Origin of the sequence: Algoriphagus sp. (assembly GCF_030694375.1) — a bacterium.
In the GTDB taxonomy this organism is placed as follows: domain Bacteria; phylum Bacteroidota; class Bacteroidia; order Cytophagales; family Cyclobacteriaceae; genus Algoriphagus.
On record NZ_JAUXYL010000049.1, the window covers coordinates 146,526 to 164,664 of the forward strand.

At 43.1% G+C, this 18,139-nt stretch carries 13 protein-coding genes; 11 read left to right on the forward strand and 2 right to left on the reverse strand.

Annotation, left to right across the window (positions count from 1 at the left end):
• Positions 1–89 precede the first annotated feature (89 nt).
• From Q8M62_RS20815 to Q8M62_RS20840, 6 genes are all read left to right on the forward strand, one after another.
• Positions 90–893, forward strand: coding sequence for an aminotransferase class IV (locus Q8M62_RS20815; protein WP_304901898.1), 804 nt, complete (start codon positions 90–92; stop codon positions 891–893).
• A 124-nt stretch (positions 894–1,017) separates the two neighbouring features.
• Positions 1,018–2,661 (forward strand): sodium/sugar symporter, encoded by a 1,644-nt coding sequence (locus Q8M62_RS20820; RefSeq protein ID WP_304901899.1) that lies wholly within the window; start codon positions 1,018–1,020, stop codon positions 2,659–2,661.
• A 10-nt stretch (positions 2,662–2,671) separates the two neighbouring features.
• Entirely contained in the window at positions 2,672–4,180 is a 1,509-nt protein-coding gene (locus Q8M62_RS20825; RefSeq protein ID WP_304901900.1) for a xylulokinase, read from the forward strand.
• A 34-nt stretch (positions 4,181–4,214) separates the two neighbouring features.
• Positions 4,215–5,528: a xylose isomerase gene (xylA, locus tag Q8M62_RS20830; protein ID WP_092728342.1), complete on the forward strand. Its 1,314-nt coding sequence runs from the start codon at positions 4,215–4,217 to the stop codon at positions 5,526–5,528.
• A 132-nt stretch (positions 5,529–5,660) separates the two neighbouring features.
• On the forward strand, positions 5,661–7,418 hold the full coding sequence (locus Q8M62_RS20835) for a glycoside hydrolase family 9 protein (RefSeq protein WP_304901901.1): 1,758 nt from the start codon (positions 5,661–5,663) through the stop codon (positions 7,416–7,418).
• 89 nt (positions 7,419–7,507) lie between these two features.
• Positions 7,508–9,412: a sialate O-acetylesterase gene (locus Q8M62_RS20840; RefSeq protein ID WP_304901902.1), complete on the forward strand. Its 1,905-nt coding sequence runs from the start codon at positions 7,508–7,510 to the stop codon at positions 9,410–9,412.
• A gap of 548 nt (positions 9,413–9,960) precedes the next feature.
• Here the strand turns inward: Q8M62_RS20840 and Q8M62_RS20845 are convergent.
• Together Q8M62_RS20845 and Q8M62_RS20850 are read right to left on the reverse strand one after the other, a co-directional pair.
• On the reverse strand, positions 9,961–11,031 hold the full coding sequence (locus Q8M62_RS20845) for a carboxylesterase (protein WP_304901903.1): 1,071 nt from the start codon (positions 11,029–11,031) through the stop codon (positions 9,961–9,963).
• Between the two features lie 4 nt (positions 11,032–11,035).
• On the reverse strand, positions 11,036–11,641 hold the full coding sequence (locus Q8M62_RS20850) for a hypothetical protein (protein ID WP_304901904.1): 606 nt from the start codon (positions 11,639–11,641) through the stop codon (positions 11,036–11,038).
• Positions 11,642–11,781: 140 nt separating this feature from the next.
• Here Q8M62_RS20850 and Q8M62_RS20855 point away from each other — a divergent pair, with 140 nt between their 5' ends.
• The 5 genes from Q8M62_RS20855 (at position 11,782) to Q8M62_RS20875 (ending at position 18,034) form a co-directional block, all read left to right on the forward strand.
• A complete protein-coding gene (locus tag Q8M62_RS20855; protein WP_304901905.1) occupies positions 11,782–12,354 on the forward strand; it encodes a hypothetical protein in 573 nt (190 codons plus the stop codon).
• 380 nt (positions 12,355–12,734) lie between these two features.
• On the forward strand, positions 12,735–13,322 hold the full coding sequence (locus Q8M62_RS20860; protein WP_304901906.1) for a hypothetical protein: 588 nt from the start codon (positions 12,735–12,737) through the stop codon (positions 13,320–13,322).
• Positions 13,323–13,575: 253 nt separating this feature from the next.
• Positions 13,576–14,733: an acyl-CoA dehydrogenase family protein gene (locus tag Q8M62_RS20865; protein ID WP_304901907.1), complete on the forward strand. Its 1,158-nt coding sequence runs from the start codon at positions 13,576–13,578 to the stop codon at positions 14,731–14,733.
• 75 nt (positions 14,734–14,808) lie between these two features.
• On the forward strand, positions 14,809–16,500 hold the full coding sequence (locus Q8M62_RS20870; RefSeq protein WP_305668245.1) for an AMP-binding protein: 1,692 nt from the start codon (positions 14,809–14,811) through the stop codon (positions 16,498–16,500).
• Positions 16,501–16,654: 154 nt separating this feature from the next.
• Positions 16,655–18,034 carry an MATE family efflux transporter gene (locus Q8M62_RS20875; protein ID WP_304900157.1) on the forward strand — a complete coding sequence of 460 codons (1,380 nt, stop codon included), beginning with the start codon at positions 16,655–16,657 and terminating at the stop codon, positions 18,032–18,034.
• Positions 18,035–18,139: the final 105 nt, after the last annotated feature.

Sequence of the window (18,139 nt, forward strand, 5' to 3'; positions counted from 1 at the left end):
TCTAAAGACGTTAAAGGTGGTTTTGTTTACTACTTTTAACAAGAGCTTAATTGAACAAACATTATTTCTGATCGAATACGGACACTTTTATGAGCGAAATTGATACAGTTTATGTATTCCTGTCAAAAGAACAAGCCTGGCGAAAGATGACCGACTTTCCAGTACCAAATCGGGCGATGAACTTTGGCGATGGTTTATTTGAAACGATGGTATTTGATGGAGAAAAAATCAGATTTTTCAGCTTTCACTTAGATCGATTGATTCGAGGAATGAAAATATTGAAACTGGAGGCTGATAAATCCGGTTTTGAGAAATTGGAATCTTGGATTGCAGATAAATATGCAGGCAAAAAGCTGAGGATTCGTTGGAATCTATTCAGAAGTGGATCAGGAAGATATACTCCTGAAACCAACCAATCTTTTCAAACCTTACATTTTCAGGAATTAACCTTTGCACCAGCGGTCAAATCCCTTGCTTCTTTTGCTGAAAGTATTTCCCTTTACCCTTTTCCATGGAGTAGGTTTAAAACGCTCAACGCTCTTCCCTATGTCATGGCAGCACAGGAACGGGAAAACAGGAAGCTTGATGAACTGATTTTGCTGGACCATACCGGAAAAGTTGCCGAAGCGAGTGCCTCGAATATTTTCTGGAGAAAGGGGAAAAAAGTCTATACACCTGCATTGATTAGTGGGTGCATCGAAGGAGTGGGAAGACAGGCGATTATTTCTAAAATCCCCCGTCTGATCACTGAAGGAGTTTTCGGTCCCAATGATCTTCTGAAGGCAGATCAGGTATGGGTGTCAAATGTGACCGGAGTAAGTTATTTGGAAAAAATCGATTCATTAGAATTTTCTACCGAAAAATGGGAGCCCCTCACTGAAATTTTCCAATAAATATGAGCTTCCCTATTTTTTTGTGCAGACGTTTGCATCAAACCATTATCTTTAACGACCTTAATTTGTAAATTTTAAACTACAAGCACTTAACATTACCCAAAACCTCAATCAACCAACCTCCATGCTATTAGAACCAATTGATTTAATAGTCTTCTTCGGCTATTGTTTCCTTATCATAGGAATGGGCATATATGTCTCCCGTGAGAAAAAAGGACATATTAAAAACTCCTCTGATTACTTCCTTGCATCAAAGGCACTTCCCTGGTGGGCTGTTGGTGCCTCGCTGATTGCTTCTAATATTTCCGCGGAGCAGTTTATCGGAATGTCGGGTTCTGGCTTTGCACTTGGACTTGCAATCTCCACTTATGAATGGATGGCAGCCGCTACGCTATTAGTAGTAGCGATCTTTTTCCTTCCTGTGTATATGAAGAAGGGGATTTATACCATGCCGGGATTCTTACTGGATCGATACGATACACGGGTTCGCACGACGATGGCGGTATTTTGGCTGTTATTATATGTTTTTGTAAACCTGACCTCGGTACTTTACCTCGGTGCATTGAGTCTTAATACAATACTTAATGTTCCCCTGACGTATGGAATTGTGGGATTGGCACTATTTGCAATGATCTATTCCATTTATGGAGGATTAAAAGCAGTAGCATGGACTGATGTGATTCAGGTGGTTTTTCTTATCGCAGGTGGATTGGCGACCACGTACATCGCGCTACAAATGGTCGGAAGTGGTGATGCCTGGGATGGAATAGGTATTTTGAGAAAAGCAGCTCCGAAACACTTTTCTATGATTTTAAGTGAAGGGGAAATGATGATTCCTGACGGAAAAGGCGGGACACGAGATGCCTACGGTGATCTCCCCGGACTTTCTGTTTTGATTGGTGGAATGTGGATTACCAATTTGAGCTATTGGGGCTTCAACCAATACATCACACAGCGTGCCTTGGCAGCAAAGAGTTTGGATGAGGCCCAAAAAGGGATGATTTTCGCCGGATTCTTAAAGCTTTTGATGCCATTGATCGTGGTTGTACCTGGGATAGCAGCATATGTCATAGTCAAAGACGGAATTGATATCAGCTTTATCGAGTCAATGAAAGATCCGACCACAGGAATAATCAAATCTGATCGTGCTTATCCGACTTTGCTTCAGATTTTACCTACCGGTTTGAAAGGTTTGGCCTTTGCAGCTCTTACAGCAGCGATTGTTTCCTCCTTGGCTTCCATGGCAAACAGTACTTCGACCATCTTTACGATGGACATTTACAGTAAATATTTTGGAAAAGGCGCCTCTGAAACCAATCAGGTAAGAGTTGGAAGGATTACGGCAGTTGTGGCTTTTGTCATTGCTGCAATTGTGGCCCCTGCGCTGGGTCAATTGGATCAGGCATTCCAGTTTATCCAGGAATATACCGGATTCATCAGCCCTGGTGTTTTTGCGATTTTCTTCTTTGGCGTATTCTGGAAAAAAACTACGTCAAATGCGGCCTTGGTTGGTGCGGCTTTGAGTATTCCCTTATCAGTCGTATTGAAAATAGTTTTCCCTGCCTTGCCGTTCCTCGATAGAATGGGGGTTGTGTTCCTAGTATTGGCAGCCTTGATGATCACCATCAGTTTGGTAGAAGGTAAAGGAAAAGACCATCCAAACAGCATTGACATCAATGCTGACCTTTTCAGTACGAGCACAGGTTTCAAAATCGGTGCGATATTAATTGCGGGAATTATTGCGGGCCTTTACACCATCTTCTGGTAAATAATTGATTATGAGAAAATTACTTTTAGGTATTGATATCGGAAGTTCCTCGGTGAAAGCCGCGCTTTTGGATGCTGGTACAGGCAAGTCGATTGTATCCAAAGCTTTTCCTGAAGAAGAAATGACAATCAATGCACCTCAAACAGGTTGGGCCGAACAGGATCCGGAGATGTGGTGGAAGTATGTCAAGGAGACTATTGCTTATGTCACCAATAAAGCTGAAGTCAAAAAAGGCGAGCTAAAAGGTATCGGCATTGCCTATCAAATGCATGGACTTGTATGCGTGGATAAGGATTTGAAAGTGCTCCGACCTTCGATCATCTGGTGCGACAGCCGGGCTGTTGAAATAGGGGAAAAGGCTTTTCAGTCACTAGGGAAAGATTATTGCCTTCCTCATTTGCTGAATTCTCCGGGAAATTTTACAGCCTCCAAACTTCGATGGGTAATCGAAAATGAACCGGAACTTGCTGCCAAAATTCATAAAATCATGCTTCCGGGAGATTTCATCGCGATGAAGTTGAGCGGAGAAATTCTTACCTCCGAGACAGGTCTTTCCGAAGGGATTTTCTGGGATTTCATTGAGAATGGATTGAGTAAAAAGCTCCTTAAGCAAATGGATATCCCAAAAGAATGGATTCCTGAAGCTGTTCCTTCTTTTTCCGTTCAGGGAAAAGTCAGTAAAGAAGCGGCAAAAGAGACAGGTTTGGAGTCAGGTGTTCCCATTTCCTATCGGGCAGGTGACCAACCCAACAATGCATTTTCCCTTCAAGTATTAAAACCCGGAGAATTGGCAACCACAGCGGGTACTTCGGGAACAGTCTATGGCGTGTGTGACACACCCCTTTACGATCCATTATCACGCGTCAACACCTTCGTTCATGTCAACCATTCAAAGAAAAAGCCTTCTTACGGAGTATTACTTTGTGTAAATGGCACTGGCATTTTGAATTCCTGGCTTAAAAAAGTCATGGGAGGTAAGTGGATTGCCTATGAAGAGATGAACGCAATGGGAAGCGGTGCGCCAATTGGATCAGAGGGTTTGACTTTCTTGCCCTTTGGAAATGGAGTGGAGCGGATTATGCAAAACAAAGCGGTAGGAGCACACTTACTTGGTTTGGATCTCTTAAAGCATGATAAAAAGCATGTGGTCAGAGCGGCACAGGAAGGAATAGTTTCTTCACTGACGTATGGATTTCGGATAATGAAAGACATGGGGATGAACCTGAAAACAGTGAAAGCCGGAAAGGCGAATATGTTCTTGAGTCCATTGTTCAGAAAGACTTTTGTCCAAATGAATGAAGTTAATCTGGAGCTTTATGACACAGATGGCGCTCAGGGAGCTGCAAGAGGTGCCGGAATCGGCGCAGGAGTGTTTGCCTCAGAAAGTGAGGCTTTTAAAGGATTGAGTTTACTGGAGACATTGGAGCCCAATCCCAACTTTAGTCAGCCCTACCTTGATGCTTATTCAGCTTGGGAAGGCAAATTAAATGAATTACTAAAATCCGGTTTGGCCGGCTAAGAATAACCTATTTACCTAAATAACCCAGAAAATCATGGCTAAGACCTATTTTCCAAACATCGGAAAAATCCCATTTGAGGGAAAAGAAAGTGACAATCCGATGGCTTTCCGCTTTTATGATGAAAACCGGATCATCGCCGGTAAAACCATGAAAGAGCATTTCAAATTTTCGATTGCCTATTGGCATTCCTTCTGTGGCACCGGTGGGGATCCATTTGGGCCGGGAACCATTGTTCATCCCTGGGATGCCAGTCCGGATCCGATTCAGCGCGCCAAAGACAAGATGGATGCAGCGTTTGAATTTATTTCCAAAATCGGGGCAGAGTATTACTGCTTTCACGATATCGACCTAATCGATGAGGGTTCAAGTTTAGCCGAATATGAGAAGCATTTGCAAATCATTTCTGACTATGCCTTGGAGCATCAGAAAGCCTCAGGAATAAAATTGCTCTGGGGAACTGCCAATGTATTCAGCAATCCCCGGTACATGAATGGGGCTTCGACCAACCCGAATTTTGACGTTTTGGCTTTTGCAGGCACCCAGGTTAAAAATGCCCTGGATGCTACGATCAAACTTGGCGGTGAAAATTATGTGTTTTGGGGTGGTAGAGAAGGCTACATGTCCTTGCTCAACACTGATATGAAGCGGGAGACGGAACACTTGGCGAAGTTTCTGACGATGGCTCGAGATTATGGGCGCAAGAATGGTTTCAAAGGAACTTTCTTTATCGAGCCAAAACCAATGGAACCAACCAAACATCAATATGATTTCGATGCTGCGACGGTTGTTGGATTTCTAAGACATCACGGCTTGGACAAAGATTTCAAATTGAATCTGGAAGTAAATCATGCCACCCTTGCAGGGCATACCTTCCAGCATGAGTTGCAAGTTGCAGCCGATGCAGACATGCTGGGAAGTATCGATGCCAACAGAGGTGACTACCAAAATGGCTGGGATACGGATCAGTTTGCGCTAAACCTTCAGGAGCTTGCAGAATCCATGCTGGTCATCTTGACTTCCGGAGGCATCAAAGGTGGCGGAGTCAATTTTGATGCAAAAATCCGAAGAAATTCTACCGATCCTGATGACCTGTTCCTTGCCCATATCGGTTCAATGGATGCTTTTGCCAGAGGGATGCTGATCGCAAGCGATATTTTGGAGAAGTCTGATTATCTCGAAAGAAGAAAGAACCGCTATGCGAGCTTTGATTCCGGAAAAGGAAAAGCATTTGAGGATGGTAAACTCACTTTGGAGGACTTGAGAAGCTATGCTTTCGAAGTGGGCGAACCTGCTCAAATCAGCGGCAAACAAGAATATTTCGAAAACTTGATCAACCGTTTTATTTAATAAACTCGAATACATTTTGTAAGTCCGGCTTAGGTTTCCTTTGCCGGATTTTTTTTAAAACTTAAGTTGGAAATTGGCATCTTTCCCGATCTGGTCAAAATACAGTTTCATTCAAAATCAGCCTGCATTATTATGTACATTAAGTCGCTACTCATTTTTATCATTGGTTCACTTTGGACTGGATGTGCCGTGAGTCAGAACCTAGCCTCTCTGGAGGTAAATGAATCAATTCGGCTAAACCAGATAGGATACTTACCTGAGCAACATAAAGTAGCCATAGTGCTTTCAGAAAGCCCTGTCACAAGGTTTTTTATCTTGGACACAACGAGTGATAAGGTTGTATTTGAAGGTGTCTCTGTAAAAAACCAAACCAAAACGCTTTCTGGGAAGACAGCTTGGAAACTTGATTTTACGGCTTTTACAGCCGAAGGCAAGTATGAAATCGGAATCCCGGATTTTGGAAAATCACATCCTTTTAAAATAGATGATCAGGTTTACAGTGAGTTGGGAAAAGCTTCATTGAAAGCCTTTTATTTCCAGCGTGCATCTGTTGACTTACCCGAAGAATATGCCGGAATTTGGGCGAGAAAAGGAGGACATCCAGATAACTTGGTGAAAATCCATCCCTCAGCGGCAAGTCAAAGCAGACCGGAGGGTATGACCCTTTCTTCCGCCAAAGGCTGGTACGATGCAGGTGACTATAATAAATACATCGTCAATGGCGGAATCACAGTGGGTACCCTGCTGTCACTGTATGAGAACTATCCCAAGTATTTTGCAGAACTGAATCTGACAATTCCGGAGTCTCAAAACTCAATCCCTGATATTCTGGATGAGGTGCTTTGGAATCTGGATTGGATGCTGACTATGCAAGATCCGGCAGATGGAGGCGTTTACCATAAATTGACTACAGCGAAGTTTGAAGGAATGGTAGAGCCACATCTGGCTGTCAATCAGCGTTATTTTGTCCAAAAAAGCACAGCAGCTACACTGGATTTTGCCGCAGTGATGGCCCAAGCCTACCGGATTTATAAACCCTTCACTCCTGAAAATGCCGAAGTTTACCTGAAGGCAGCCAAAAAAGCATGGAAATGGGCATCGGAAAATCCAGAGCTGTATTATCGGCAGAATGAAATGAATGAAACGTTTGATCCCGATGTGGTCACAGGTGCCTATGGCGATCAGAATCTGAGTGATGAATGGATTTGGGCAGCCGCCGAGATGTACATTAGTATCCAAGACTTGGAATATTGGGAAATTTTGAAAGAGGCAGATTTGAAATACCAACTCCCTTCTTGGTCCCAAGTGAAGTGGTTGGGATTTTATTCGCTAATCCGAAACGAAAAATCTATTCCCCAAATTCCTGAAGCATGGATGTCAACGCTCAAAAACAACCTGATCGCAATGGCAGATTCTTATGATCTGGCAGGTCAAAAACAGGTTTTTTTAGCACCCATGGGAGCTGATCCCAAGGATTTTATTTGGGGTAGCAATGCTGTGGCCTCCAATCAGGGAATTTTGCTTTTGGAAGCATTTAAGCTATCTGGTAAAGCGGAATACCTCCAAAGTGCTAAGGGTAACTTGGATTATATTTTGGGAAGAAATGCAACTGGATTTAGCTACGTCACAGGCTTCGGTAACAAGACCCCCATGTATCCACACCATCGACTTGCCACCTCGAGACCTGATTTGCCTCCCTTGCCCGGCTTCATGGTGGGAGGCCCCAATCCTTCACAGCAAGATAAGTGTGATTATCCGAGTGATTTTCCGGATGAATCCTACACTGACCTGTCCTGCAGTTATGCCTCCAATGAAATCGCAATTAATTGGAGCGCAGCTTTCGCCTTTTTAGTCAATGCAATTCTGGCAAATCAAACAAAAATCCCATAAATGGATCTTTTTGAAATGCTTCCGAATTTGGATTGTTAAGAAATCAGTTTTTTTCAGGAAATTACCCAATTAAATTACTGACCCTTCCCTTGAAAAAACAGCTATTTGTCCTGCTCTTATTCCCCTTGGTTTTCGCCTGTGGATTTGATAAGCCTGATTCAGAAGTCCAGTTTCCAAAACTGATTTCGCAGGGAATGGTCTTGCAGCGAGATGCGCCGATCAAAATCTGGGGTCGTGGAATTCCCGATGAAAAAATCCGTGCAAGTCTTGCAGGGGCTATTGGAAGTGCGAAAGTGCTGCCGGATAGTACTTGGACTGTTCTTTTGCCTCCATTAGTTGCAGGGGGGCCCTACGAGCTTCAAGTCAATCTCCAACTAGTCAAAGACATCTACATTGGAGATGTTTGGCTGGCAGGTGGTCAGTCTAATATGGAGTGGCCATTGAAGCAGGGAGTCATTGGCGCGGAAGAAGAGATCGCAAATGCTGATTTTCCTATGATTCGATTTTTTAAGGTAGAAAAAGATTACAGTGCTGAGGAGAAAAAAGATGTTTCCGGTGGAGAATGGAAAGTGGCAAATGCTGATAACCTTTCGAATTTCTCGGCTGTGGCCTGGTTCTTTGCTAAGCAAAATCACCGGGAGAAAAAAGTTCCTGTAGGAATCATTGAATCCAATTGGGGAGGGACTCCTGCCGAAGGATGGACGGAGGCTAAAATTCTGTCAGCAATTGAGGATCGATCTTATACCAAAGAATCAAAGGAGCTTATTGAAAATTCGCAAAAATGGACTGAAATCCTCGCTGAAAATGAAAAACGCAGGGTGCTGAGAGATTCAATGGTGAAACAACCGGATGCCGCAATTGCAGGTGAAGTCTCTTCCACCAACTACAACGATGGCAACTGGAGATCTATCAACCTTCCTTCAGCCAATCCGCTCGAGCACATTGCGTGGGTAAGAAAAAAATTCAACTTAACGGCTACCGGTGAAGCTTTTCTTACTTTTCCTTCCATCGAGCAGATGGCTTACATCTACGTCAATGGTGTCCAAATTCATTATAAAAACTGGGGAGAACCTGTACCAGAACTCAAAATCCCCGCAGAAATCCTTAAAAAAGGTCAAAATGTGTTGACCATCCGTGCAATAAACACATGGAATAACAAGCCTGTAATTGGAGCGAAAGACCGGATGTTTTTAACCCAAAACGGAAAAGTTGTCAAGTTGGAAGGTGCTTGGACATATTCCAATTCGATCGTTGAACCGCTTCTTCCAGTGGTGGAATATCACAATTGGAAACCCGGTTTTATGTTCAATGCCATGATTGCCCCATTGACCAAGTTTGCGATAAAAGGGGTAATCTGGTATCAGGGTGAAAGCAATGCCGGTAAGCATGCCGAATATCGTGAACTGTTTGGTACGATGATTACCAATTGGCGAACACGCTGGGAGATCGGAGATTTCCCGTTTCTCTTTGTTCAGTTGGCCAATTATATGGAAAGAAAAGAACTTCAGCCAGAAAGCAATTGGGCACATTTAAGGGAAGCGCAAAGGGCGACTTTGGAACTCCCATTCACCGGGATGGTGACGACCATTGATTTAGGAGATGAAAAAGATATTCATCCCCGCAATAAAAAAGATGTGGGTGAGCGACTTTGGCTTCAGGCTAGAAAAGTAGCTTTTGGAGAAAAAGTGCTTGCCTCAGGTCCAGTTTTCCAGGATGCAAAAATTGAAGGTAAAGACCTGGTGTTGACTTTTTCGGAAGTTGGAAAAGGGCTGAAGCTTAGTAGAGGAGAAGAAGTCAAAGGCTTTATTCTCGAGGATGCAAAAGGTAAATTTCATCTATTGAAAGGGATAATCTTGGGTAAGGATCAATTGAAACTCAGTATTCCCGAAGGAGTAGAAGCTGCAGGTATTCGCTATGCTTGGGCCGACAATCCGGAGGTGAATTTGGTCAATGAGCTGAATCTCCCTGCGGGGCCTTTTAAGGCTGATTTGTAAGAAATAAGATCCAGGAAACAACAAGCAAGAGCGGAGTATCATGTATCTGGTATCAAGTACCAAGAGGGAAGACTGGAGTGGTGACCAACTCCCCCTTGGACTACCGATTTTGCCTTGAAAACGAAACTCAATTAAAGGGGGCAAGGGGGATTTTGGTAGAAACAAGAAGCAAGAAACAAGACTGATTCGCCAGTAAATTGTGAATAGTAAATAGTAAGTAGGATTAAAAGTGGGAAGACCGGAGACAGAAGACCGGAGTGGTGACCAACTCCCCCCGCCGAGTGTAGTTTAAGGTTGATTTTTTAGAGGGACGTTGCCTAGGCTTAATTTGCAATTACGCCTTCATATAAATACAAATTTGTAATTTGATTTTGTTTATGATTAGAGGTTTTATTGGTAAAGGCCAATTGCATATTGGAAAGAATATTAGGGTAGGACAAAGGGTGAAGAAATCATTTTGTGAATGATTTTAGCCTTGGGCCAGCTTGCAGGGTAGGGAAACTTCACCCAGCGTCCAGTTGAACCTCAAGGGGCGGGATAGATCCTAATCATCGCTGAATTCCCTCCATCACTCCCTTGGCTTCTATCAGTTCATCAATCTGGTTTTTATACTGCGCCTTCGCAGGCACCTTGGCTACTTTTTCCAGAAAATCGATTGTAGCAAACAATACGCCTTGCCAGTCTTGAGAGGTGATGGATGATGCGATGACATGATCGCCTGTTTTGGGAAATGCCTGCTCTTTCTTTAGATTTTCCGGCGTTCCGAGCTGACTGTACATCTCCAACATTTTAGGCACGGAGACGACAAAATCCTGTTCTTCCGCACTTTTATAATAATATCCCAGGAAGAGCGGCTGCTTGATTTTGGAAAAAGTTTCAGGCTTCATCTCACTGTAGATGAGTGTCGCCAAGCTTTCATAGCCATTGATATGATAATCCTCTGACCAGTACGCTTTCTTTTCGCCTACTCGATCCTGATGGATCACCTTGTTTTTCATCGCTGTCTTTTCCATCAGAAACTTCATCCATGGTTTGAAAAACCCCTCCAGTCGCTCTCCACCATCCCGGATTGCGGGGGAGTAAATCACCACTGCTTTAATCTCAGGTTGCTGGCTCGCAAGTAAAAGTGATAAAGCTCCACCCATCGAAGTACCGACCACGATCACAGAATCGCCAAGGCTTTTCCCGATTTGATAGGCTTCTCCCGCAGCATCGGCGAGCTTCTGTGCGGTCATGTATTCCATTCCGTTTGCCCGATTGATTCCATGCTCGGGAAGTCGTGTTACGAAAAGATTGGCTCCAAAGTGAGATGCTAAGAAACGATGAACCGGATCGCCTTCCATCGGGCTAGCGCCAAATCCATGGATGTAGATGATCGAATAAGGTGTCTTGGCTTTGTTGCTGCTGTCTGCCCATTGGATATAGGCTTCATTTCCTGATTTTAAGCCGATGACAGAATCTTCCCTGTTTTTGACATATCGGCTAAGTTCGCTGAGCCGGGTAGGCACCTCCGGAAATTGAATGTTCAATTCCGCTCTTTCAACTTTTGGACCAAGCATATACACAATTACAAGCACCATGGCTGTGGCAAAAATCCCAAGGAAAATTTTTCGAAGCATTTAATTAGTTGGTTTTGAGAAAAGGTGAGGTAGAGTCAACAAACTTTTGGGTTCCGTTTTTTAGAAAAAGAAAGGTCCGGGTTTTTAATTGAGAGTAATTAGGAGGTTTTAATTCCAAGCTTGTACCAAAAAAAACAGACACATTTCCAAAATCTCTGAGTTCTGAAATCCGTTTTTTATCGGGGGTGAAAAGTAAATACGAAATATCTGTTCCGATAGGTAATCCGGCAAAAGGCGCCGTAAGGATCACCGAAATATTCGAAATGTTTTGCAAGCTAAAGGTTTGGATACAGTCAAATTTTTCGGAATGTAATAGGAGGGAGCTTGAATTCTGATTCTCTTTTATCAGAATTTCCAATTCAAAATTGAACCGGAATTCCGATAATAGCACGGTGTCTAAAGCTGTCGCGTAGCGTTGAGCTTTGTAAGGACTAAAGAAAACCTGTTTAATTCCAGTAGCATCCGCCTGAGTTGGTCTGGGGCATCCTTCGCTATTTCTAGTATCTTCGCTCTCGATGCATGCGCCGGTCATGAAAAGTAAAAGGTAGGCTACACCAAGCCCAAGGGGCACTAGGACCTTTTTAAATGATTCTTCACGGAAGAAACTCATCGATTTCATAGTTAAAAGTAATCATTCTGGAGTTTTTTTTCTGATGCTGAATTAAAAACCGGATCAATCTTATTCATGACAGTAACATTCTCGTCCCAAGTTTCCGTTAGAGCACTAAGTTTCATCTTCATTACTCATTTATGAAAAAATTAATAACAATTGTTTTTCTTATGGTTTGTTCAAGCTATGCCAAGGCCCAAAACCTGATTCCTACCCGTTCAGTTTTTTTGGAACTTGGGGGTGCAGGACTTCCCTATAGTTTCAATTATGATTTTCGTTTTGATAAAACCAAAATGGATTCCTGGGGGATGCGTGTTGGAGTAGGCGGTTATGCAACCGAGAATGAGTCGTTCTTTTCCTTACCCGTGATGGTCAATAAGCTTTATGGCAAAGGTCCCCATTATTTTGAAATGGGTTTCGGCTTGACCTTCTTTGCCTTTGACGAAAACAGGTATAATTATTCTTATTGTGCCGATGGATTTTTTGATTCCAATGGAAATTATATCTGCAATAGAGTAGTGAATGAGCAGAATAAATATGAGTTTATTTTGCCGGTGGACGGGTCACCGAGTGTGATGGGTACAATGAACTTTGGCTATCGGAGAGTTCCTGTAGACGGAGGTTTTACCTGGAGATTGAATCTGACTCCGATATTCAATAATAATGGCTTTTGGCCACTTTTTGCCGGAGTGGGATTTGGATATGCTTTCTAGAAATTGATTTTTGTCCCTATTTCCGTTTCCAAACGGACAAAACCTGTACGCTTCCGTACAGGTTTTTTGTTTTCAAATAATTTGTTTTCAGTCACTTATATTTTTTAAAAATTAAATTTTCGTAATAGTTAACAATACGGTGTAACCTGAATTTTTCCTGAATCCCCTGAATTCTGTCCGCTATTGTGACAGAAAAACGCCGAAATCCCAAATTCGATCAAAGTTTGAGTCTCAAACCATGGATAAAACAAAAAAATATTTGGCGGAAATTCTTAATTAAGGTTAATGCCAAATCCCGGATTCGCTTGAGTTTGTATGAGTCCAAATGGGTTGGTATGTGCTTCGCATAAGGATTAGCACAACACTAAACCAACACATTTATGAAAACCTTATTCACATTAGCACTTGCAGGCGCATTATCTTTTAGCAGCCTTGCAGCATCAGCAGCCGAGGATTTGATGGCCATGTCAAACGTTCAGGCAAAATTCAAAAAAGTAAACGTCTTACTTAAAGGCGGCTTGGGAGAAGCAAAGATCTCTCTTTACAATGAGGCTGGAAAAAAACTTCATCAAAAGAAAGTTAAGGTAGGAGAAGGCGATATCATCATTCCTTATGATCTAAATGGGCTACCTTGTGGAGATTATCAAGTGAAGATCGCCAATGCCGATGAGGAGGTAGTCTACACTGTGGCTACTTTTGAAAAACCAGCCCCTGCGGCCGAACTCCCACTTATGGCTTACGGCAAGGTTATGGACGATCAAACTTTAAATCTTACTGTAATAGGTCTGGAAGAGCCTGGAGTAGATGTCGAAATCCGTCATGAAGTGACTAATAAATTGCTACACAAAGAAAAAATTTCTCAAGCAGAAGGCTTCCGAAAAAACTACAAGTTGAGAGGAGTTTCGCCCGAAGATGTTTACCTTAATGTAACTGATACAAAAGGCAGAAGCAAATCCATCTACTTTTAATAATCAAAACCAGCCTGTTGTAGAAAAGCTCCGGATCGTAAGGTCCGGAGCTTTTGTTTTTTACATTACTCTATAACCCGGTACTGACGGTGTTTGCCTCCATCCCGCATTTCATACAAAATGAATCAAATCAACCTCAGTTTGAAATCGTAATACAAGAAAAACTAAGCTACTTTGGTTTTTGTCTGATAGGTGGCAAAATACAAACCAATCAAATTCCCTAATTTTGAGGGAATACATAAAAAACCCAAATATGTTCGGATTATACAGATCACTTTTTAATGAGGAGCATGACCTCTTCCGTGAGAGTGTCAGAGCTTTTATTGCCAAAGAGATTTCTCCTTTCAATGCCGAATGGGAGAAGCAAAAGATGGTTTCCCGTGATGCTTGGCTGAAACTTGGAGAAAATGGTTTTTTGGGGATTCAGGCCCCCGAAAATCTTGGAGGAATGAATATCAAGGATTTCAGATACAATGCGATTCTTATCGAAGAGTTGGGCTTGAGCGGTTGTTCTGGTCCTGCCATCGGTTTTCCGCTACACTCAGACATTGTGATGCCCTACATCTTGCATTATGCGACTGAGGAGGCGAAAATGAAATATGTTCCCAAAATGGTCACCGGGGAATATATTGGAGCCATTGCCATGACTGAACCAGGCGCAGGTTCCGATCTTCAGGGAATGCGAACTACCGCGATTGATGCTGGAGATCATTACCTCGTCAATGGATCCAAGACATTTATTACCAATGGATGGCTTTCAGATGTTGTTGTAGTGGCAGTTAAAACTGATCCCGGCAAGGGTGCCAAAGGAATCAGTCTGCTGGTTCTTGATAAAGACATGCCGGGTTTTACCAAAGGGATTCCCTTTGAAAAAGTAGGGCTCCATGCCCAGGACACCTGCGAACTTTTCTTTGAAGATGTCATAGTGCCGAAAGAAAATCTACTTGGAAAAGTAGGAGAGGGCTTCAAATACCTGATGACAGAACTTGCCCAAGAACGATTGGTAGTATCTCTGGCAGCTGTTGCTTTGGGTGAATACATGCTACAGGCTACCATTGACTACGTGAAGGAGCGGAAAGCATTTGGGAAAAGTATTTCTGATTTTCAAAATACCCGATTCAAACTGGCCGAAATGACCGCCGCTTTGGAGCAAGGAAGAATTTACTGTGATTATTTGGTTTTGCTCCACAATGACGGAAAGCTTGACCCTGCGATGGCTTCAGCTGCAAAGTATAACATGACCGAACTTCAATGTAAAGTAGCAGACGAATGTGTGCAGCTACATGGAGGATACGGTTACATGTGGGAATATGGGGTAGCCCGGGCCTATGCCGATGCGCGGGTTCAGCGAATCTATGCAGGTACGAATGAAATTATGAAGGAATTGATCGCTCGGAAGATTCTGAAGTGAAAAGAAATTTTTGGCTAAGCCCAAATAATTTAAGTAATTGTAGGACTTAGAAAATCACCCAAAATAACCACCGATATGACCAACTTCCCATGGCATAAGCATTATCCGGCATCTGTAGATCAAGAAGTCAATTACGAAGCGTATTCCAGCATCGTAGATCTCTTTGATGAAAGCGTAAAAAAATTTGGTGGCTCCGTGGCCTTTGAATGCATGGGGAAAACCATGACTTTCTCCGAATTAGATGCGCTCAGTATTCAATTTGCCAATTACCTCACGCATGTATTGAAATTGGAAAAGGGATCACGTGTTGCGATCCAGATGCCCAATATCCTTCAATATCCTGTCGCGATGTTTGGAGCTTTGCGTGCTGGAATGGTCGTGGTCAACACCAATCCGCTTTACACGCCTGCTGAGATGAAGCATCAGTTTAATGATTCCGGTGCAGATGTGATTGTCATAGTGGAGAATTTTGCTTCAAACTTGGAGAAAATCCGATCTGAAATTCAGGCTAAGCACATCATCACCACAGAATTGGGCGATTTGCTGGGAGGCCTCAAAGGCTTTATTGTCAATGTGGTGGTGAAGCATTTGAAAAAAATGGTTCCTGCATTCTCTCTTCCGGGCTCCGTTTCTTTTAAATCGACCTTGTCCAAAGGAGCTTCGTTTTCCTTTAAGCCCGCAAAAATGAGCCTATCAGATCCGGCCTTCCTTCAATACACCGGTGGGACTACGGGCGTATCCAAGGGTGCGGAGCTGACTCATGGAAATATCGTAGCCAACATGCAGCAGATTTCCGCCTGGATGAAGCCAAAGTTGAAAGAAAGTGAAGAGATCGTCATCACGGCATTGCCGCTATATCACATTTTTGCTCTGACGGTTAATTGCCTTGCAATGCTAAAAATAGGGGCTCATAACGTTTTGATTACCAATCCAAGAGACATGAAAGCCTTTATTGGTGATTTAGCCAAAAAGAAATTCACAGTAATGACTGGAGTCAATACCCTCTTCAATGGATTGCTCAATCAGGAAGCCTTTAAGGCACTTGATTTTTCAGCTTTGAAAATTGCCGTAGGAGGCGGTATGGCTGTGCAGAAAGCAACCGCTGAAAAATGGAAAGCAGTTACCGGAGTTCCATTGGCTGAAGGGTACGGATTGACAGAAACTTCCCCCGTGGCTTCATGCAATCCTATCGATGGTACAGAGCGGATCGGGACGATCGGTGTTCCGCTGCCAAATACAGAAATAATGATTGCTGATGACGCAGGAAATCCGCTTCCGATAGGAGAGCGGGGAGAAATATTCATCAAAGGTCCGCAGGTGATGAAGGGGTATTGGAATAGACCTGAGGAAACCGCCAATGTCATGCAGGGAGATTGGTTTAAGTCGGGTGACATCGGAGTAATGGATGAAGATGGATTTGTGAAAATCGTTGACCGCAAAAAAGAGATGATCTTGGTATCCGGCTTCAATGTCTATCCCAACGAAGTAGAAGACGCCGTCGCATCCTGTCCGGGAGTGCTCGAGGTCGGAGTTATCGGGATGCCGGATCCGAAATCCACAGAAAAAGTTGTGGCTTATGTGGTTAAAAAAGATGATGCTGTAACGGCAGAAAAAATAATTCAGCATTGCAAGAATTCCATCACCAATTACAAAGTGCCCAAAGAAGTCTACTTCATAGATGAACTTCCCAAATCAAATGTGGGCAAAATCCTTCGTCGAAAAATCAAGGAAGCGCACATGGAAAAAATGGGAATAAAGCCTGAATAGCATATTTAAAGACAAAAAATCATAATGCTCAAAAAACCGCAAATCGCGGTTTTTTTTGTTTTTTTGCATCCTGATTTCCAACGCAATTACTATGTGTTTTAAGTTCGATTGAGGTAAATTTTCCAATGTTTCAATTTTGTAATTTTTCAATTAAATGACCTGGCAACTTATCAAAGACGCAATTCTGGGCAAAGAACAGGATTTTACCAGTCTTCCTTTAAAGACAGCCATTTTCGTATTGGCGATTCCCATGATCCTGGAGATGATGATGGAATCTGCTTTTGCCGTGGTTGATATATTTTTTGTAGCCAAACTGGGAGAGCATGCCATTGCTACTGTCGGCTTGACCGAGTCGGTGATCGTATTGACCTATGCGATTGGATTCGGCATCAGCATGGCCGGCACTGCATTGATTTCGAGGCGATTTGGAGAAAAAGAATACGAGGAAGCGGGTACAGCTACTTTTCAGCTTTTAGTCGTGGGGATGATTATTTCCATTTTTTTGGGTGTTGGTGGGTGGTTTTTTGCCGAAGACTTACTTCGGGTGATGGGCGCAGAGGAATCCGTAATCCGGTCAGGAACGAATTATGCCAGAATCGTTTTTGCAGGAAATACAGCGATTATGTTGCTTTTTCTGATCAATGGTGCTTTTCGCGGAGCAGGTCAGGCACATTTGGCTATGCGGGCCCTTTGGATAGCCAATGGACTCAATATTATTCTTGACCCACTTTTAATTTTCGGTATTGGAAGCTGGGCAGGCTTTGGATTGGATGGAGCGGCGATAGCGACGACTTTTGGAAGAAGTATCGGGGTGTTGTATCAGTTTTACCACTTGTTCAACGGCAAGCATAAACTTAAAATTCTACGCCAAAACTTGCTCATAAAATGGGAGACTATTCGAAAAATCATCGATCTCTCAATTGGAGGAATGGGGCAATTTCTCATTGATTCCATTTCATGGGTAGCATTGACCCGGATGAATGCAGAGTTTGGTTCTGCTGCATTGGCGGGTTATACGATTGCATTTCGGGTATTAATCTTTACGATTTTACCCGCTTGGGGACTCTCCGGGGCAGCAGCCACACTTGTCGGACAAAATCTGGGAGCAAAAGAAGTGGACCGTGCCGAAAAGGCAGTTTGGCTGACTACACGCTACAATGTGATCTTTATGGCTTCGGTCACGGGTATTTACTTGTTTTTCAACCAACAGCTGGCAGGATTCTTCACGGATATTCCCGAAGTCCGGGAGATTGCCGCACAGGGACTTTGGGTGATATCGATCGGGTATGTCTTCTTTGCCGTTGGGATGGTCTTGACTCAGGCTTTTAACGGGGCAGGGGACACCAAAACTCCGGCTTGGATCAATACCGGTGTGCTTTTGGCGATGGAGGTACCTTTAGCCTATTTTCTTGCATTTCCGATGGGCCTAAAGTACCTGGGGATCTTTATAGCCATCTCTTTTTGCCATTCATTCCATGCATTGGTTTCCCTTTACTTTTTCAAAAGAGGAAAGTGGAAGACTATGAAGGTTTAGCTTAATTTTGAATGAAAAAATGATTTAGGAGTTTTAATATTGAAATCATGCTAGTACCCAATCGGAAATTAACTTTTATGAGGAATTTACACATCGCATGCTTTT